This window comes from Paraburkholderia aromaticivorans (assembly GCF_002278075.1).
Lineage (GTDB): Bacteria > Pseudomonadota > Gammaproteobacteria > Burkholderiales > Burkholderiaceae > Paraburkholderia > Paraburkholderia aromaticivorans.
The window spans coordinates 273,674-293,471 of sequence record NZ_CP022989.1; the positions used below are offsets into that span (position 1 = coordinate 273,674).

The window sequence follows — 19,798 nt, forward strand, 5'->3', positions numbered from 1 at the left end:
AACACAAAAAAGCGATAATAGCCATTCCACGGCATCAGGCAACAAAGCCCCCCCAATGATCATCCGCCCGCATCTCCATTGGTTTCGCATGCTGCTCGCCTGGCAAGGCTCAGTCCTTCCCCGACTGCTTCCGCGGCTCTTCCTGATCTTCTGCATTTCGATCGTGGCGGTGGCGGCTCACGACCACCTGCTGCCGATCTCGCTGAATCTGAACACCACCGCGCCGTTCTCGCTGATAGGCATTGCGCTCGCGGTTTTCCTCGGCTTCAGGAACAACGCCAGCTACGACCGCTGGTGGGAAGCGCGCAAGCTCTGGGGACAACTGCTGAACGAGTCGCGCTCGCTCACCCGCCAGGTGCTCACCCTGCCGTCCCGGCCGATGCCGAAAGAAGACCTCAGGGAATTTTTCAATGCGCTCGGCGCCCTGCCCCACGCGCTGCGTCATCAGCTTCGCCATACCGATCCGCGCGAAGACCTCGCCGCACGACTGCCGCAAGCCCTGTTCGAGCGCGTCATGGCGTCGCGGTACAAGCCGGCCACCTTGATGCTCTACCTCGGCGAATGGGTGCAGCGCCACGCTCAGGCGGGCGCAATCGATCCGATGGCGGTGATCGCCTTCGATCGGAATCTGAATGGACTCTCGGATGTGATCGGCGGATGCGAGCGCATCGTTTCGACGCCGCTGCCGTTTGCCTATTCGGTGATGATCCACCGCACGGTGTACTTCTTCTGCGCGTCCTTGCCGTTCGGACTGGTGGACAGCATCGGCATCTTCACGCCCGTGTTCGCGGTGTTCGTGGCCTACACGTTCATGGCGCACGAAGCCATTGCGTCGCAGATCGAAGAACCGTTCGGCATCGACGACAACGACCTCGCGCTTCACATGATGTCGCTCGTGACCGAGGACGCCATACGCGACCTGCTCGGCGAACCGGCTCTCGCGTTGCCAAACCCGGAAGCGGAAGGCTACGTCCTCAACTGAACGCGCAATTGAACGCGTTTCGTTCGAAGCGCGCGGCTCGCCGCCCGCTCAACTGTTGCCGGCCGTTTCCGACAAACGCTTGAGCGTCGCCACCCGCGCGCCGATGATATCGATGCGGCCGCGCTCGTCGATGACCGGCGTCGTAGCATTCAGATACGCGGTCCACGCCTTCTGTGCGCGCGTCAACGTCGAGCGCGCACGCGCCGGCATTTTCGACTGCAAGCGGCGGTAGTAGCGGTTCAGATCGAACATGGCGTGTTCACATTGCGCGTCCGCACCGCAGGCACGCACCCGGCGCGGCGGATCGCCGCCGGCGGCCGCCTTCGCGACCGCGCTGCGCAGCGCGAGTGCCCGGTCGCGCACCGGCTGCAACTGCATGTCGGCTTCGGCGAGCACGTACATGGAGCGGCGTGTCGTGGCGAACACGGCGGCGAGCAACTGTTTTTCGGCATCGCGCGAGGCCTGCCAGCTCGTCTGGCTCTTTTCCCACTGCTTGCGCTGCGCGGGCGGCAGCTTCTGCTGGAGCTGCTGCCACGCATTGTCCAACGCGGTCTTCCAGCCGATCCGCGCGTTGTCCATGCACTGCACCTGCCCCGCTGTCGACGACATGTCGCTGCGCGCAAGGCACGCGCGCATCGACGCGTCGATCGGGTCGGCGGCGGCGACTTCGGCATGCGCCGGCAGCGACGCCGCGCCGAACACCGCCGCCGCGGCCAGCGCCAGCGCGCAGACCACGCGCCGCGAAGCGCCGGCGCCCGACGGGGACGTCGCGTGCCGCATGCTCAAGCGCGAACGCAATCGACGAAGTATTCGATGCGCCCGTTGATCGTTTCGCCAACAAGCCCGTGGATGTCCGTGTGGAAACCCGGGAAGCGCTCGTTGAACTCGCGCGCGAAACGCAGATAGTTGACGATGGTCTTGTTGAAGCGCTCGCCCGGAATCAGCAGCGGGATGCCCGGCGGATACGGCGTCAACAGGATCGAGGTGACGCGGCCTTCGAGTTCGTCGATAGGCACGCGGTCGATTTCGCGGTGCGCGAGCTTGGCGAACGCGTCCGACGGCTTCATGGCCGGCTCCATGCTCGACAGGTACATCTCGGTCGTCAGACGCGCGATGTCGTTCGCGCGGTAGACGCTGTGAATCTGCTCGCACAGATCGCGCAGGCCGACGCGCTCGTACATCGGATGATGCGAGACGAACTCGGGCAGCACGCGCCACAGCGGCTGGTTGTTGTCGTAGTCGTCCTTGAACTGCTGGAGTTCGGTGACCATCGAATTCCAGCGGCCCTTGGTGATGCCGATCGTAAACATGATGAAGAACGAATACAGCCCGGTCTTCTCGACGATGATGCCGTGCTCGGCCAGATACTTCGTGACGATCGCGGCCGGAATGCCCGACTCGCCGAAGCCGCCGTCCATGTCCAGACCCGGCGTGACGATGGTCGCCTTGATCGGGTCGAGCATGTTGAAACCTTCGGCAAGCGGACCGAAACCGTGCCACGCGTCGTTCGGGCGCAGCATCCAGTCTTCGCGCGAGCCGATGCCTTCTTCCGCGAACGTCTCCGGTCCCCACACCTTGAAGAACCAGTCGTCGCCGTATTCGGCATCGACCTTGCTCATTGCGCGGCGGAAATCCAGCGCTTCCGCGATCGACTCTTCGACCAGCGCGGTGCCGCCCGGTGCTTCCATCATGGCCGCGGCCACGTCGCACGAGGCGATGATCGCGTACTGCGGGCTCGTCGACGTATGCATCAGATACGCTTCATTGAAGCGGTGCTTGTCGAAGCGGCTGTTCTTCGAATCCTGCACGACGATTTGCGAAGCCTGCGAAATGCCGGCCAGCAGCTTGTGCGTGGAGTGCGTGGCGAACACCAGTGCGCCGATGCGCGGACGGCCCGCGCCGATCGCGTGCATGTCCTGATAGAACTCGTGAAATTCGGCGTGCGGCAGCCAGGCTTCGTCGAAGTGCAGCGTATCCAGCCAGTCGCCCAGCATTTCCTTGATCATCTCGACGTTGTAGATCACGCCGTCGTAGGTGCTTTGCGTGATGGTCAGGATGCGCGGCTTGAGGTTCGGATTCTTCGCGAGCGCTTCGCGGGCGAACGGGTTCGCCAGGATCTTCTTCTTGATGTTTTCCGGCTCGAACTCGCTGCGCGGAATCGGCCCGATGATGCCGAAGTTGTTGCGCGTGGGCGTGAGGAACACCGGAATCGCGCCGGTCATGGTGATCGCGTGCAGGATCGACTTGTGGCAGTTGCGGTCCACCAGCACGATGTCGCCCGGTGCGACCGTGCCGTGCCAGACGATCTTGTTCGACGTGGACGTGCCGTTGGTCACGAAGAACACGTGGTCCGCGCTGAAGATGCGCGCCGCGTTGCGCTCGGAGGCCGCGACCGGACCCGTATGGTCCAGCAACTGGCCGAGTTCGTCGACGGCATTGCACACGTCCGCGCGCAGCATGTTCTCGCCGAAGAACTGATGGAACATCTGGCCGAGCGGGCTCTTCAGGAACGCGACGCCGCCCGAGTGGCCCGGGCAATGCCACGAGTACGAGCCTTCGTCCGCGTACTGCACCAGTTCCTTGAAGAACGGCGGCGCGAGCGAATCCAGATACACCTTGGTCTCGCGGATGATATGGCGCGCGACGAACTCCGGCGTGTCCTCGAACATGTGGATGAAGCCGTGCAGTTCGCGCAGGATGTCGTTCGGCAAGTGGCGCGAGGTACGCGTTTCGCCGTACAGGAAGATCGGAATATCGGCGTTGCGGCGGCGCACTTCGGTGACGAACGCGCGCAGCGCGACGATCGCGGCGGCCAGCTCCGGCGTCTCGCCTTCCACCACCACGTTATCGACGTACGGCAGCAGCTCGTCGTCGTCGATCGAGAGGATGAAGCACGAGGCGCGGCTCGACTGCTGCGCGAACGAGGTCAGATCGCCGTAGCTCGTCAACCCGAGCACTTCCGCGCCTTCTTTCTCGATAGCTTCGGCCAAAGCCCGGATGCCGGAACCCGAGATGTTCTCGGAGCGGAAATCTTCGTCGATGATGACGACGGGAAAACGAAACTTCATGGGCGATTCTCCAAAAAGAACGACCGCTGCATTCTGTCAATTGCAGCGGTCACCCGAATAGCTAGTGGGTCAATGCGCTGCCGACGTCACGTCTTGGGCAACGTGACGCCGTGCTGACCTTGATATTTGCCGCCGCGATCCGCGTACGACGTTTCACAAATCTCGTCGCTTTCGAAAAACAGCACTTGGGCGACGCCTTCGTTCGCGTAGATTTTCGCAGGCAAAGGTGTCGTATTCGAGAATTCGAGCGTGACGTGCCCTTCCCATTCCGGCTCAAACGGCGTCACGTTGACGATGATCCCGCAACGCGCATACGTGGACTTGCCCAGACACACGGTCAGGACGCTGCGCGGAATGCGGAAATACTCGACCGTGCGCGCGAGCGCGAACGAATTCGGCGGGATGATGCAGACATCGCCCTTGAAGTCGACAAACGACTTCTCGTCGAAATTCTTCGGATCGACAATGGTCGAGTTGATGTTCGTGAAGATCTTGAATTCGTCGGCGCAGCGGATGTCGTAGCCGTAGCTCGACGTGCCGTAGCTGACAATCTTCCGGCCGTCTTCGGAGACGCGAACCTGATCGGGCGCGAACGGCTCGATCATCTTGTGCGACGCGGCCATGCGCCGGATCCACTTGTCGGATTTGATAGTCATAGGTGAACGCTGCTCGACGTGAATGACAGGGGTGTGACGGATAACAACCCGGTAAGTGCCGGGTCACTTTGGGCTAACTACGCGCCCGTATTGCACTGGCTGGCGGGCGCGGGCCCAGACGGCGTGCCGCTCGGACGCACTATGCTGCCGGCTCGACAGCGTGGCCGCGAGACCCGGGCGGCGGGCACCGCGGCCAGGCGGCCGAACGAAAGGCGCTTATTTTACGCGATCGTGAGAATGCTGCTGCGGGTGGGGTTGGGAATGGCCGGTTCGCCTAACTCTAGACCGCCTTTACGAACGCCAGCGAGGCGCACCTGGCCCGCGCATACGCGGCGCCCGTCGCTCATTGGCGGATCAGTCCGCATGCGAGCGCGGGGCCGGCGCCATGCTGCGGATAGGCGTACGGATCACTCGCGTCGTGATGCAGCACAACCGCGCGCTGCAATACCGAGCGGATGCCGTCGAGGGAGACATCCGGCGCGACGATGAAGCCCGTGGCCACGCCGTTCGCATCCGCATGAATGTTGCCGAGATCGCCTTCGACCCGTGCGCCGGTTTTCAGACGCTCGGCGGCCGGCGAGAACACCTGGCCCGCGCTCGAGCCGTCGGCGGCGTTACAGTCGCCACGCTCGTGCACTTGCAATGCGTGGTCGCTATTGGGTGCCATGCCGGCGAGATTGTAGGTGACCTGCACGCCGTCCGAGCGCTCGATGAATGTGACGAGGCCGCGCGCCTGATTGCCCACGGTGGGCAGCAACTGCGCGTCGGCGCGTTTTTCCTGTGGTCTCAGGAACGCGCTACAGCCGCATAACAGCACACTGGTGGCAGTCAGGACGATGAACGCATGCACCGCCTGCCCGTCGATTCGTTTTCCCATGCGATCCTCTTGCCGGCCTGGTGGCCGCCCCTGCGGCCGCCGAGCCGAACTCGTGAAGTCGACATGATACCGCGAGACCAGGCGCAAACAGGCGCCTTGGCCCCTTGTCCGGACCGCGGTCGGGAGCGCTCCAACCTATCGCCGCGCGACAGCCCCCGAAGGGGTGAGAAAACTTGGGGCGGCCCGGCGTTTTCTCAGGTGTTCTGGACGACGATGTTGGGAAACTTCGACGTCATGTCGCGAGCGCGCTCGGCGATATGGACCGCCACCTTGCGCGCGATGGACCGGTAGATCTCCGCGATACGCCCCTGCGGGTCGGCCACCACGGTCGGTTTGCCGGAGTCGGCCTGCTCGCGGATCGCGATGTCGAGCGGCAGGCTGCCGAGCACGTCGACGCCGTATTCCTTGCCCATGCGCTCACCGCCGCCGGCGCCGAAGATATGCTCCTCATGGCCGCAGTTCGAGCAGATATGCATGCCCATGTTTTCGACGATGCCGAGAATCGGAATGCCGACCTTCTCGAACATCTTCAGGCCCTTCTTCGCGTCGAGCAGCGCGATGTCCTGCGGCGTCGTGACGATCACGGCGCCCGTGACCGGCACGCGTTGCGACAGGGTCAGCTGAATGTCGCCGGTGCCCGGCGGCATGTCGACGATCAAATAGTCGAGATCGTGCCAGTTGGTCTGCCGCAGCAACTGTTCGAGCGCGGAGGTGGCCATCGGGCCGCGCCACACCATCGGGTTGTCCTGCTCGATCAGAAAGCCGATCGAGTTGGCCTGCAGGCCGTGGCCGGTCATCGGGTTCATCGACTTCTCGTCGGGCGACTCCGGGCGGCCGACGATGCCGAGCATCATGGGCAGCGACGGGCCGTAGATGTCCGCGTCGAGAATGCCGACGGATGCGCCTTCGCTCGCCAACGCCAGCGCGAGGTTCACGGCCGTGGTGCTCTTGCCGACGCCGCCCTTGCCCGACGCCACCGCGACGATATTTTTGACGTTCGGCAACAGTTTCACGCCGCGCTGCACGGTATGCGCGGCGATTTGCTGCGACACCTGCACCTGCACGTCAGCCACACCGGGCACGGCGCGCAGCGCATCGGCGAACTGTGCGCGGATCGCGTCGAACTGACGCATGGCCGGATAGCCGAGTACCACCTCGACGCTCACCGCGTCACCCTGCACGGCGACGTTCTTGACATTCCTGGCCGCCGCATATGGCCGGCCGGTGTTGGGGTCAGTGACGGCCGCGAGGGCAGCGTCGACCAAAGCCCGATCAATACTCATTGACACTCCGTGGGGAACACCTGCGGCGCAGCGGAATCGAAGTCTCGGCCACGCGCCGGAATTTGAAAGAAATTGTTAGACAGCATTGCGAAAAGCCGGTGCGACGGGCACCCTTCGGGCAGGCGGGACGCAATGGGGCCGCATCGCTGCGTGCTTCAGCCACCATTGTAGTGGCTGGCGCCACGCCTTGCCGGAAGACCCTTCTTCACTGTCGGACCGAGGCTGAATGAGGCGTAGGACTTCTCCTATTATCGAGCCGACGGCTTTACTGCCGTCATGTTCGCCGTATAGATTTGTCGCTTTTCGCTGCCTTATCTGCCTGACTCGCTTCACTCAAAAGGAATCAAAAATGAATGCAAAAATCATGACTCGCGTGGCCATCTTTGCCGTTGCCGGTTCGTTGCTGGCAGGCTGCGCCACCCAACAGGGCACCAACACGGCTGTCGGCACGGGCGTGGGCGCCGGCACCGGTGCGGCGCTCGGCGCCATCTTCGGTGGCGGCAAGGGCGCGGCGATCGGCGCGGGCGTCGGCGCGGCGGTGGGCGGCATCACCGGCTACAACTGGCAAGCCATTCATAACAAGCTGTCGGGCGCCACCAAGGGCACCGGCACGCAGATCACCGAACAGCCGGACGGTTCGCTCAAGCTGAACATTCCGAGCTCGGTGACGTTCGACACCAACAGCTACGCAGTCAAGCCGTCGTTCGCGCCGGTGCTGGACCAGCTCGCGCAGACCATGCAGCAGAATCCGGAACTGGTCGCTCAGGTTGTCGGCCACACGGATAGCACTGGCCAGCCGGCCTACAACCAGACGCTGTCGGTCAACCGCGCCGAAAGCGTGACGGGCTATCTGGGTCAGCGCGGCGTCGCGCCGCAGCGCCTGTCGGCACAAGGCCTGGGCCAAACCCAGCCGATCGCCGACAACAATACGGAAGCCGGCCGTGCCGCGAACCGCCGCGTGGAAATCTATCTGCGCGCCACGGCTCAGCACGCCACGCAATAAGGACAGGGCTTAGGGAGAGTGGGAAAGCCGGTCGCCGCGGCTGTATCGCCGGCGATCGTTATTTTTTGGAAAGCCGTGAAAGGCAGGGAACAGGAATCTCGCACGAGAACGAAAAAAATTTCGAACTCTGCGGAAAATCCGCTGTCTGTCTTTACGGTACGTGGCTGGCGAAGCCGCCGCGTCACCATTCTCCTCTTGTCGTTGTTGCTCCGGGGTTAATAGCCCCGGTTTTTTTTGGGCGCTCGGTTAACACAACGAGGGAGTCCCCCTTGGGGACCCACCGTCCGCCCGGCAACGACCCGGGCCGCGCCCCACGCGGCCCCGCCCCGCGCTGGGCGCCTGCCCTGCTAGAATCAACGTTTCGTCCCACCGCAGGCTCCCACCATCCTTATGTCAGCACCCGCAACCGATCTCTCCGCAGGCGCGCCGTCAGGGCGTCGCCAGATTCTCGTCACGTCGGCCCTTCCTTATGCGAACGGGCAAATCCATATTGGCCATCTGGTCGAATATATCCAGACGGACATCTGGGTCCGGACGTTGCGAATGCACGGGCACGAGGTCTACTACGTGGGCGCCGACGACACGCACGGCACGCCGGTCATGTTGCGCGCGGAAAAAGAAGGTCTCACGCCGAAGCAGTTGATCGACCGCGTGTGGCAGGAACACAAGCGCGATTTCGACAGCTTCGGGATTTCGTTCGACAATTACTACTCGACCGACTCCGAAGAGAACCGCGTTCTTAGCGAAAACGTCTATCTGGCGCTCAAGGAAGCGGGCCTGATCGACGCGCGCGACATCGAACAGGCGTATGACCCGGTCAAGGAAATGTTTCTGCCGGATCGCTTCATCAAGGGCGAATGTCCGAAATGCGGGGCGAAAGACCAGTACGGCGACAGCTGCGAGGTATGCGGTTCGACGTATCTGCCCACCGAACTGATCAATCCGTACTCGGTCGTCTCTGGCGCCACGCCGATTCGCAAGACCTCGACGCACTATTTCTTCCGTCTCTCCGATCCGCGTTGCGAGAACTTCCTGCGCGCGTGGGTGGGCGGCCTCGCGCAGCCGGAGGCCACCAACAAGATGCGCGAGTGGCTCGGCGACGCCGGTGAAGCCAAGCTCGCCGACTGGGACATTTCGCGCGACGCGCCGTATTTCGGCTTCGAAATTCCGGGCGCGCCGGGCAAGTATTTTTACGTGTGGCTGGACGCGCCGGTCGGCTATTACGCGAGCTTCAAGAATCTCGCCGAAAAACGCGGCCTCGATTTCGAGGCGTGGGTTCGCAAGGGTTCGAAGGCCGAGCAGTATCACTTCATCGGCAAGGACATTCTGTATTTCCACACGCTGTTCTGGCCGGCCATGCTCGAGTTTTCGGGCCACCGCACGCCGACCAACGTGTTCGCGCACGGTTTCCTGACCGTGGACGGCGCGAAGATGTCGAAGTCGCGCGGCACGTTCATTACCGCGCAAAGCGTGATCGAGACCGGTCTGAATCCGGAATGGCTGCGCTATTACTTCGCGGCCAAGCTGAACAGCACGATGGAAGACCTCGACCTGAACCTCGACGACTTCCAGGCACGCGTCAACAGCGATCTGGTCGGCAAGTACGTGAACATCGCGAGCCGCGCCGCCGGCTTCCTGATCAAGCGCTTCGACGGCCGGGTGCAGGACAGCGCGATGCAACATCCGCTGCTCGCTTCGCTGCGCGCCGCGGTGCCGCAAATCGCCGCGAACTACGAAGCCCGCGAGTACAACCGCGCGCTACGTCAAACCATGGAACTGGCCGACGCAGTCAACGCCTACGTCGATACCGCCAAGCCGTGGGATCAGGCCAAAGACCCGGCGAACGCCGTCGCGCTGCACGAAACCTGCACTGTGAGCATCGAAGCGTTCCGGCTGCTCTCACTGGCGCTCAAACCCGTGCTGCCGAAGCTCGCCGAAGCGGTCGAAGCGTTCCTCGCCATCGAACCGCTGGTGTGGGCCGACGCCAACGTGCCGCTCAGTTCCACCCGGCCGATCAACGCGTACAAGCATCTGATGACACGCGTCGACCCGAAGCAGATCGAAGCGCTGCTGGCCGCCAATCGCGACTCGCTGCAGGCCACGCCGGATGCGGCGGCGCCGGCCGATGCCAAGGCCAAATCGAAGGCGGCGAAAGCGGCCGTCGCAGAGAAGGACGAAACGCCCGGCATCATCTCGATCGACGACTTCGCGAAGATCGATTTGCGCATTGCGAAGATTGTCGAGTGCAAGGCGGTGGAAGGTTCGGACAAGCTGCTGCAACTCACGCTCGACGTCGGCGAAGAGAAGACCCGCAACGTGTTTTCAGGCATCAAGACCGCGTATCAGCCGGAACAGCTAGTCGGCAAGCTGACGGTCATGGTGGCCAACCTCGCGCCGCGCAAGATGAAGTTCGGCATGTCCGAAGGCATGGTGCTGGCCGCGTCCGCCACTGACGAGAAAGCGGAACCGGGCCTCTACGTGCTCGAGCCGGATAGCGGCGCGAAGCCGGGCATGCGCGTGAAGTAACGGCAGTTGAAGCGCGCGGCGGCTCAGGCTGCGGGCACGAATGAAAACGGCACGCCCAAAAGGCGTGCCGTTTTTTCTTGCGGCGCAGAGTCAACCCCGCGCCGCGCACATCACCAGCGGATCCGGTCGAAGCGCCGCGTATAGAGCAGATCGACACCGTCGAACGTGCCGCCATAAGCCGCGACCGACCAGTACCGTGTGAGGTTGACGGTCGCCTTGATCGCATTGCTCGCCGACTGCAGCCCCTGTTCGTAGCCGATCACGAGCCACTCGTTGATCGCCTTCGACACCATCACCACTTGCGGATCGGTCAACCCGACTTCGCTTCGTCCAATCGAAAACTCGTCGAGCCCGAAGGTCTGGGCGATCCGCTTGCCGCTCGCGCTGCCGAGCAACGCGAGCGCCGTGGTCATGGTGCTCTGCTGACCCAGGTTGTTGCCCTGATCCGTACCGTGACCGAATAACAGCCACGAGAGCTTCTCGTTATCCGGCACGCTCGGCTCCGAGACCAGCTTCGCGGTCGGGAATTGAACCGTGCCCGTGACCTGCACGCCCGCCTCGACCTGCTGATTGCGGCGCATCGCCAGGATGTTGATGCCGGGATTGGCCACCGGGCCGTTGAACGTGAAAAAGCCGTTCTCGATATTGAGCTTGCGGCCGAACGCGGTGTACGTCGAACCCGGCGTGACACGCACGTTCCCCACCGCGCGCAGCGGCAGATTCGGCGCGCTCATGGCGGTGATCGTGCCGCTCAAGCCCAGATCGGCGCCCTGCCCGCGGAAGCGGAAGCTGTTGCCGAGGCTTATGTCGATATTGGCGCGCGGCGCGAACGGCCCGACCGGCTTGTTGGTACCCGCCACAGGCCGCGGCCGCTCGCCCGCCACGGAGCCGTCAGGACGCACCACCACCACGTCGTCGCCGAGCTTCGGCGCGGACTGTTCCGGCATGTCGAACAACGCGTGATCGACCACGAACTTGCCGTTGATCTCCATGCCGCCAAGCGTTCCGCCGTTCGCCACGCTCGCGCTGCCCGACAGCGACAGGTTACGGTCCGGCGCGGCGAACAGCTCGAGCTTGTCCGCGACGATGCTCGCGGTCAGGTCCGGCTGGGCGCCGTCCAGACGCACGCGCCCGGAGGCGCGCAGCGTGCCGCTCGCGCCATGGAATTCGACCTGCTGGAAGTCGACCAGATTCTGCGAGAGCGCGATGCGCACCACGCCGTCCTTCAACTGCACGCCCTGGTCGACCATTGTCGCGGACAGGCCGTCGCCGAGCAGCGAGCCGGTCAGGTTCGGTTTGGCGACGGTGCCGCCGAGCGCGAGCTTGAGCGCGAGATGGCCGTCGAGCAGATAGCTCGGGCCGAACAGGCCGCCGGTCGTTTTCAGCGATGGCACATTGGCATTCACATTGCCGGTGAGCGCGCCCGCTTCGTCGACGCTCAGGAAGCCCTCGCGCATGACCAGCGTGGTGTGCGCGTCGGCGTCGATCACGCCGATGCGGCTCGCCTGCGCGTGCAGGGTAGCGTTCAGCCGGTTGCCGCCACTGAACTCGGCGCGCGCGGTGATATCCGAAATGCCCAGCGAAGCGAGGCCCCGGCCGATTTCAACGGTGACGTCGCCGCTGCGGCGCTTCAGCTGGATATGGCCGCTCGCCGTGCTGCCGAGCGCGAAGTCCCAGTCGCCGTCGAACACCAGATCGGTTTTGACGACCGGCGGCTCACCCGTAATCTCGCGCCGCAGATCCTGCAGACGCACGACCGAAATGCCGGTCAGACTCCCCGCCGACTGAATCTTGCCGTGGTCGAAGACGAACGTTTTCAGGCTCAGCACCGCGCCTTCTAGCGTAAGCCGGGTCGCGCCGAGCGTCAGGCGCCGCGGCCCGGCGCTGACGGCGAGCGGTGACTCCAGATTCAGCGCCGGCGTGCCGCGATTCTGCAGGCGGGTGACCGTGCCGTCCCAGCGCGTGCCGTCGCGCGCTTCGGTGAGCTTGCCGTTGGCGGCGAGCGTGAGGTCGAGCGGGCGGTCCTGCAGCTTGCCGGTGGCCGCGGCTTCGAGCGTGTGATTGGCGCGCGTGCCGGACAAGCGCGCCGTGAGCGTGCTCAGATCGACGCCGCCCGCGCTGAGATTGCGCGCATCGGTGGTGAAGACAAGCGCGCCGTTCGCGCCGTCGCGCAACTCGGCGTGCCCTTCCGCATGACCGATGCGGTTGCTGCTGAACACCACGCTGTCCGCCTTGTAGTTCAGCACCACATTCGGATGCGCGAACGAGCCCGTGATGTCGCCATCGGCCGTGACGAGTCCCGCCAGACCGAAGCCGAGGCGCTCCAGTTCCGGCGCATCGACGCGAAACTTCAGCCGGTCGCCGCGCGCGCCGAAGCTGCCTTGCAGATCCACCTGATTGCCCGCCACGGAGAGGTTCGCGCGGCTCGGCAGAATCCGCGAGCCCGCCAGTTGGATGGTGCCGCCGCCGGTCAGCGGCAGGCCGTCGTAGACGCTCGGGCCGAGCTTGAAGTCGGCCTTCGTGGTGAAAACCGGGCCGAGCATGCCGGCCGCCGTCAGCGTGCCGTTCACACGCGCCTCGATCTTGCGGGCAGGCGGCGCGCTGCGCTTGGGCGGCGGCGTTTTGCGCTGGACCACTTCGGTTTTCACCGCCGCCCTGGCGGTGTTTTTCACGGCGGCGGCGGCTTTGTCGGCGGGCGCCGCGCTTTTCGCGCCGCCGGTGCTGCCCGCTTGCGCCGCGGCCTGCGCCGTGTCGGCCTTGTTGGCGTTGTTCGCCGCCGGCGCCGGGCCGGCCACCGGCGTGCGCGCCGGCATCTGCGAAGTCAGCGTCAACGGATCGAAATCGGTCAGTTGCGCTTTCAGGTTGTAGGTGGAATTCGCGTCGTGCTTGAGCGCGCCGGACAGGTCGATGCGACCTTTGCCCGACGTGATGCGCACATCGTTGAAACTCATCCGGGCGGGATCGAACGTGAACTTGCCCTGGGCGCGCAGCCCCGCCTTCGGATCGGCGAGGTCGAGCGTGAGGCTCTGCACGTCGTCGTTCAGGCGCACGCCGATCGGACCCGAAAGCTGCGTGGGCCGCACCGTTGCTTGCAGCGCGTTCAGGTCGAGTCCGGCGACCCGTAGATCGAACTGTCCGCGCTTGCCGTTCAGCGCGCCGCCGCCGGTGAGCGTGGCGTTCTTCACGAGGCGCACGTTCAGGTTCGAGATGCGCTGCGCCTGGGCGTCGAGCCGCACGTCCGCATTGGCATCGATCAGTGGCAGCAGGTTCTGGTCGATCGCGCCGGGCTTGGCGTTGACGATCGAAACGTGGCCGGCGACCGCGAAGCCGGCCGCGCTTTTGCCGGACGCGCGCGGCTGAGCGCCGGGTTCGCCGCTCGCGATCCGGGGAGGCTGGGCTGGACTGGCTGCACTCGCGCCCGCACCCGCACTCGCCACACCCGCACTGGCCACACCCGCACTGGCAACACCCGTCATCGCCGCGTCCGCACTCGCCCCACCCACCGCACCTTGCCCCACCGGCTGCAACTCCGCCCGCACGGCCAGATCGGCCTGCGGCGCGCCAGGCGCAAAAGCCTGCGGGTTGATGTGATCGAAGGTCAGCGTGGCGCGCTGAAGCGGCACGCTGCCGAACGGCTCGGCTTCGACCCGGGCGTGACCCGCGAGCTTCATGCCGCTCGCATCGAGCTCGGCGATGAGGTTCTCCAACGAGCCGCTTAGATGGCCGCCCACCTGCACCGCCTCGTTGTTGACCTTGCCCGAATAGCCGACATCCCCGCTTAGCGGAAACGGCCGCACGCCGTCGAGTCTGGCAGCCGCCGTCACCGCGCCGAACGGCGTGTCCAGCCGCTCGATCGCGGCCTCGTGATGGCGCCCGTCGCTGCGCCCATGAAAGACGAAGCGCGACAGCTCGGTCGTCGACGCGCCCTGATGCAGCAGCAGTTTGTCGACCTGCACGTCGCGCAGGTCGAGCTGGAGGGGCAAGCGCAAGTCCTGCGGCAGCGTCACCGGCCCGCTGCTCGACGACGAAGCGCCGACGCGCGCCTCCACCGTGCCGACATGCAGATACTCGAGGGTGAACCGCCACGGTTTGCGCGTGAGCGCCCAGCGGCCCGCCACGCGGTCGATCTGGATATCGGTGCCGCTGCCGTCGAGGCTGCGCCAGCGCACCTGCCGCAACTGCAGGCCGTTGGCGAGGGCGCCGCTGTCGAGCGTGCCGCTCAGCTTGCCGCCCAGCAGCTTCACCGCCGCCTGCCACGCATAGGCGGTGCCGCGCTCGGTCGTCAACGCGCCATACAGCAAACCCACCGCCAACGCCAGCAACAGCACCACCACCGCCACCGTCCACGCGATCGTTTTCAGCAGCAGCCGGCCGAGCCGGCGCCTCGGCGGCGGCTGCTGTCCGGGCGGCTCGCCTGGCGGTTGAGCGCCGGGCGGCTGCGCGGGAGGTTGGGCGGAAACGTCCGTGGTCATGCGTGGATCATGTAGAAGCAGGTTGCCATCAGAAAGCGATGCCGAGCGTCAGATACGGCCGCACGCTTCTGTTGCGAATCCCGTAGGCGACGTCGACGTTGACCGGGCCGACCGGGCTGCGCCAGCGCGCGCCGACGCCGACGCCCGGATAAAAGACTTTTTCGCCCCACGTGTCGGTGGCGGTGCCGACGTCGAAGAACGCGGCCGCGCCCCAGTCGTGGTTGAACCAGTGCTGGTATTCGGCCGTCGCCGTGACGAGATACTTGGTGGGCAGCACCGAACCGTCGACGTTGTTACCGATACTCTGATAGCTGTAGCCGCGCACCGAATTCGAGCCGCCCGCGCGAAACAGCAGCGAGGCCGGAATACCGCTCGAACTGCCGCTCGTGAACACGCCGCCGAGTTCGGCGCGAAACAGCACGAGGTCTTCCTTGCCGATCGGCAGATACTGCTGGCCGCGCGCGTAGCCGCGAATGAAGGTCTGGTCGGTGAGCACGCCTTTGATTGCGAAGCCCGCCTCGACGTGAATCAGGTTGCCCTTGCGCGGGAACAGCGGGTCGTCGGTATTGCGCCGGGTCCACGACCAGGACGGCACCAGCGCGCGGCTGGTGGTCGGCGCGGCCGAGTTCTGATCGAGCCGGTCCTGGTAAAACAGCAGCGCGTAGTTGTAGTCGATGAACTGCGAGGTCCGGGCCCGCTGCACGCCGCCGCGGATACTGTAAATGCGCGTATCCGAAACATCGGTCGTGGTGTAGGAGGCCAGCATGCTATTGGTCCACGCGCGCGGCCCCGGCGGCATCGACAGCTCGATTTGCCCGTATTGCTGGACCTGGTCGACGCGGCCCTGGATCGTGAACGGCCACGCTTTGCCGAACGTGTCGAGATACGAATAGGCGCCCTGCACCAGCGGGCCGTTGTCCGTCGAGTAGCCCACGCCGCCGCGAATACTGTTATAGGGATATTCCGACACCTTCACGTGCATTGGCGTCTCGACCGGTTTGGCGGGGTCGCTATTCACGTCGATCGCGACGCTTGCGTAGTACGGCGTATTTTGCAACTGGCGCTGCAATTCGGCGACCCGCTGCACGTCGTAGATATCGCCCACCGCAATCGGGTTCACATTGTCGACGATCTGCTCCGGGTAGCGCCGCGTGCCCGACACGTCGAGCTTGCCCATGGTGAAGGTCGGCCCGCTTTCATACGTGACCGACAGCGTCGCCTCGTGCGTGCGCGGATCGACGCGCGCCTCGGAGTGGTAAATCTTCGCGGCCAGATAGCGGCGCGCCTGCAAAGCCTTGAGCGACGCGTTTTTCGCGTCGTCCCAGTCGCCCTGTGAGAACGGATCGCCTTCGTGCAGCGAAAACGCAAAGCGCGCGGCATTCTCCTGCGCCGGGTCTTCGGTCAGCACCGGCCCGCGAAACGACAGCGAAATCGACGAGATGACGGTTTGCGGACCGGGATCGACGCTCACCGTGACGTGTTTCGTAGCGTCGATCGTGCGCACGTCGGTGCGCACGATCGGCGTGAAATAGCCCTGCGTGGAAGCCAGGTCGCGCACCTGCTGAGGCGTGGCGGTGATCAGAAACTCGAACTGGTCGTCGCTGATGTCGGGACGTTTGGCGAAACGCGCGATGTCCAGATGGGCTTCGAGCAGCTTGCGCAAAGCGCGCGGCGTGGCTTCGATATCGACCTTGTAGCTGGCTGCCGCTTTCGCCGCGTGAGCGTTGCCGGCCGCCAGCGTCAGCATGACGAGGGCGAATGCCAGCCACGCGCGCAGCCAGCGCCGCATGGGCGTGAGAAGCCCATGGCCGCCACCGGCCTTGCCGCGCCGCAGCCGCGGCTTGTCGATCGCACACCCCGCCAAACAGGACCTCCGGCCGTGGTTGATGAATTTTGTCGCTCGGACGCGCCGCGGCGGCCGAAGCTCGCTATTTGACCACATCGGCGTGCCGCCGCGAGATCTCTAAAAATGCGTCCGTGGCTTGCGGGCGGGCCTCCCCGCCCGATCCGCGCACGCCGCAGCACACCGCAACGCGCGCAACGCATACGGCGAATATCACGCCACCTTAAGGCTACCTTAGCGCCCTTAACGCCACCGCCACGCGACCCGGCGCCACCTCGACCTGGCCAGCCCGGCCACGCGCCCGCCTTTGACGCATGCCGCGTCGCACGGGTTCCGGCGATTTTCATCGCCTGCCGCCCGGCGCTGCCGCCGTTTTTCGACCGCGCGCCGCGCATGCGGTAAAATTATCGGATAGTAGCGGTGCCGGGCGAATGACCGCCGGGCAGCCGCCAATTCCCACACCACGGACGTCGAGCCATGTATCAATCGGACATCACCCAGTTCCTGAACCAGCTCAAGCAACAGAAACCCAATCTGGAAGCCGAACAACGCCGCGGCCGCGCGCTGCTGTGGGACAAACAGCCGATCGATCTCGAAGAACGCGCCGAGCAGAAAGCCTCGCGCGTGGAACAGACGCCTTACTCGTACTATCAAAACTTCTAAGCGCGTGAGTCACGCCGACGAGGCACACGGCGCACCGCCGGCCCCCGCCGACGCCGCGCTCGCCGCGCCCGCCACCGATTCGACACCCGACACCGTCGACGGCATCGCCTTTGCACGCCTGTACGGCGAGCCGCTGTTCAAGATGCCGACGGACCTGTACATCCCGCCGGATGCGCTCGAGGTGTTTCTCGAAACGTTCGAAGGACCGCTGGATCTGCTGCTGTACCTGATCCGCAAGCAGAACTTCAACGTGCTCGACATTCCGATGGCGGACGTCACCGTGCAATACCTCGGTTACGTCGACCAGTTGCGCCAGACCAATCTCGAACTCGCGTCCGAGTATCTGCTCATGGCCGCCATGCTGATCGAGATCAAGTCGCGCATGTTGCTGCCGGTGAAAAAGGCCGACAGCGGCGAGGAAGCCGAAGATCCGCGCGCCGAGCTCGTGCGGCGCCTGCTCGAATACGAGCAGATGAAGCTCGCGGCGCAGCGCATCGACCAGTTGCCGCAACTCGGGCGCGATTTCCTGCGCGCCGAGGTCTACATCGAACAAAGCATCACGCCGCGTTTTCCGGACGTGAACAGCGAAGACCTGCGCGCCGCCTGGGCCGACGTGATCAAGCGCGCCAAGCTGGTCCAGCATCACAAGATTTCGCGCGAAGAGCTTTCGGTGCGCGAGCATATGAGTTCGATCCTGCGGCAACTGCAGAACGCCCGCTTCATCGAATTCTCCGACCTGTTCGACACCACCAGGGGCGTGCCGGTGGTGGTGGTGAATTTCATCGCCGTGCTCGAACTGTGCCGCGAATCGCTCGTCGAAATCACGCAGGCGGAACCGTTCGCGCCGATCTATGTGCGCCTCGCCTATTTGCCGGCCTGACGCCCTCAAACGGGGCTCCCTTCCGCCCGGCGGGAGAAGGCGCCTCTTTTCGGTGCGGCGGGCGCGCAAATCCACTACAATCCCGCGCTCCGAACCTGTCATCACCAGTGAGGCGGCGGCCCGCGCGATTCCCTAGGGTTTTGCGTCCACCCAGTCTCGCGCCGCGCGAGGAAATCCCTGTCCGATCATGAAAGTCATCAGCTCGATCCATGAATTGCGCGACCAGTTGCGCGGCCAGAATCGCACCGCCTTTGTGCCGACCATGGGCAATCTGCACGAGGGCCATCTGTCGCTGATGCGCCTCGCGCGCCAGCACGGCGACCCGGTGGTGGCCAGCATCTTCGTCAACCGGCTGCAGTTCGGTCCGAACGAAGACTTCGACAAATACCCGCGCACGCTCGAAGCCGACATCGAGAAGCTGCAGAAGGAAAACGTCTACGTGCTGTTCGCGCCGACGGAAAAAGACCTCTATCCGGAGCCGCAGGAGTACCGTGTGCATCCGCCGCACGATCTGGGCGATATCCTCGAAGGCGAATTCCGGCCGGGCTTCTTCCAGGGCGTGTGCACGGTGGTGATGAAGCTGATGTCGTGCGTGCAGCCGCGCGTCGCCGTGTTCGGCAAGAAGGACTACCAGCAGCTGATGATCGTGCGCCGCATGTGCAACCAGTTCGCCCTGCCCACCGACATCATCGCGGCCGAAACCGTGCGTGACGCCGACGGCCTCGCGCTCAGCTCGCGCAATCGCTATCTGCAGGCCGCCGAACGCGCCGAAGCGCCGCAGCTGGCCGCCGAATTGAATCGCGTGCGCGAAGCCGTGCTCGGCGGCGAGCGCGACTTCAAGAAGATCGAACAGGCGGCGATGGCGGCGCTCGCCGCGCGCGGCTGGCAACCGGACTACATCGCGGTGCGCAAGCAGTCTGACCTGCTGCCGCCGGGTCCGCAAGACGCGAACGCGGAACTGGTCGTGCTGGCGGCCGCCAAGCTCGGCGCCACCCGTCTTATCGACAACCTCGAAATCTGAAGCCGTCTTAGGCAGCGTAGACACGCACAGGAAATTACACAGGATTGGTCATGCAACGCAACATGCTGAAGTCGAAGATCCACCGCGTCGCGGTCACGCACTGCGAACTGCACTACGAAGGTTCGTGCGCGATCGACGAAGATTTGCTGGAAGCGGCGAACATCGTCGAAAACGAACGGATCGACATCTGGAACATCAACAACGGCGAGCGTTTCTCGACCTACGCGATCAAGGGCGAGCGCGGCAGCGGCATGATCTCGCTAAACGGTTCGGCCGCGCGGCGCGCGCAGTTGGGCGATCTGGTGATCATCGCGGCGTTCGCGGTGGTGGACGAAGCGGAGCTGAAGGCCGGCTGGAAGCCCGACCTGGTATTCGTGGACGACAACAACAAGATCAAGGGCAGCCGCGATCACGTGCCGACGCAGAACTGGACCTGAACGCTGCGCGGTTCGGTTCCGTCACTCAACACCATCGTTCCGGTCTGCAGTTCGCTGACACGCCTGCCCCGCGGGCGGCCCCACGGG

Annotated in this window: 14 protein-coding genes; 7 read left to right on the forward strand and 7 right to left on the reverse strand. The window is 64.7% G+C overall.

The features are described from left to right. The first annotated feature begins 55 nt into the window (after nt 1–55). Complete coding sequence (locus CJU94_RS01170; protein ID WP_095417206.1) at nt 56–982, forward strand: bestrophin family protein; 927 nt, start codon at nt 56–58, stop codon at nt 980–982. Nucleotides 983–1,030: 48 nt separating this feature from the next. On the opposite strand, the gene CJU94_RS01175 is transcribed toward CJU94_RS01170, so the two are convergent. The 5 genes from CJU94_RS01175 to apbC form a co-directional block, all read right to left on the reverse strand. Continuing rightward, nucleotides 1,031–1,762 (reverse strand): lysozyme inhibitor LprI family protein, encoded by a 732-nt coding sequence (locus tag CJU94_RS01175; protein WP_095417207.1) that lies wholly within the window; start codon nt 1,760–1,762, stop codon nt 1,031–1,033. Between the two features lie 2 nt (nt 1,763–1,764). Continuing rightward, nucleotides 1,765–4,050 carry an arginine/lysine/ornithine decarboxylase gene (locus CJU94_RS01180; RefSeq protein WP_095417208.1) on the reverse strand — a complete coding sequence of 762 codons (2,286 nt, stop codon included), beginning with the start codon at nt 4,048–4,050 and terminating at the stop codon, nt 1,765–1,767. Nucleotides 4,051–4,136: 86 nt separating this feature from the next. Continuing rightward, a complete protein-coding gene (gene dcd / locus CJU94_RS01185) occupies nt 4,137–4,706 on the reverse strand; it encodes a dCTP deaminase (RefSeq protein ID WP_095417209.1) in 570 nt (189 codons plus the stop codon). Nucleotides 4,707–5,049: 343 nt separating this feature from the next. Further along, the gene (locus tag CJU94_RS01190; RefSeq protein ID WP_095417210.1) at nt 5,050–5,583 is read right to left on the reverse strand and encodes a superoxide dismutase family protein; all 534 of its coding nucleotides are present in this window, start codon (nt 5,581–5,583) and stop codon (nt 5,050–5,052) included. A 194-nt stretch (nt 5,584–5,777) separates the two neighbouring features. Continuing rightward, nucleotides 5,778–6,866: an iron-sulfur cluster carrier protein ApbC gene (apbC, locus tag CJU94_RS01195; protein ID WP_095417211.1), complete on the reverse strand. Its 1,089-nt coding sequence runs from the start codon at nt 6,864–6,866 to the stop codon at nt 5,778–5,780. Nucleotides 6,867–7,215: 349 nt separating this feature from the next. Here apbC and CJU94_RS01200 point away from each other — a divergent pair, with 349 nt between their 5' ends. After that, nucleotides 7,216–7,869 carry a YiaD family glycine zipper/OmpA-like lipoprotein gene (locus CJU94_RS01200; RefSeq protein ID WP_095417212.1) on the forward strand — a complete coding sequence of 218 codons (654 nt, stop codon included), beginning with the start codon at nt 7,216–7,218 and terminating at the stop codon, nt 7,867–7,869. A gap of 390 nt (nt 7,870–8,259) precedes the next feature. Beyond that, a complete protein-coding gene (metG, locus tag CJU94_RS01205) occupies nt 8,260–10,395 on the forward strand; it encodes a methionine--tRNA ligase (RefSeq protein WP_095417213.1) in 2,136 nt (711 codons plus the stop codon). Nucleotides 10,396–10,505: 110 nt separating this feature from the next. Here the strand turns inward: metG and CJU94_RS01210 are convergent, their stop codons facing one another. Then, nucleotides 10,506–14,867 carry a translocation/assembly module TamB domain-containing protein gene (locus CJU94_RS01210; RefSeq protein WP_095417214.1) on the reverse strand — a complete coding sequence of 1,454 codons (4,362 nt, stop codon included), beginning with the start codon at nt 14,865–14,867 and terminating at the stop codon, nt 10,506–10,508. A gap of 28 nt (nt 14,868–14,895) precedes the next feature. Then, entirely contained in the window at nt 14,896–16,731 is a 1,836-nt protein-coding gene (locus tag CJU94_RS01215) for an autotransporter assembly complex protein TamA (protein WP_095417215.1), read from the reverse strand. A 456-nt stretch (nt 16,732–17,187) separates the two neighbouring features. On the opposite strand from CJU94_RS01215, the gene CJU94_RS01220 reads away from it, so the two are divergent. From CJU94_RS01220 to panD, 4 genes are all read left to right on the forward strand, one after another. Next, entirely contained in the window at nt 17,188–17,373 is a 186-nt protein-coding gene (locus tag CJU94_RS01220) for a DUF3460 family protein (protein WP_007175923.1), read from the forward strand. Nucleotides 17,374–17,377: 4 nt separating this feature from the next. Further along, nucleotides 17,378–18,253 (forward strand): segregation and condensation protein A, encoded by an 876-nt coding sequence (locus CJU94_RS01225; RefSeq protein WP_095417216.1) that lies wholly within the window; start codon nt 17,378–17,380, stop codon nt 18,251–18,253. A gap of 187 nt (nt 18,254–18,440) precedes the next feature. Then, a complete protein-coding gene (gene panC / locus CJU94_RS01230; protein WP_095417217.1) occupies nt 18,441–19,274 on the forward strand; it encodes a pantoate--beta-alanine ligase in 834 nt (277 codons plus the stop codon). Nucleotides 19,275–19,324: 50 nt separating this feature from the next. Continuing rightward, entirely contained in the window at nt 19,325–19,711 is a 387-nt protein-coding gene (gene panD, locus CJU94_RS01235; RefSeq protein ID WP_012432059.1) for an aspartate 1-decarboxylase, read from the forward strand. Nucleotides 19,712–19,798: the final 87 nt, after the last annotated feature.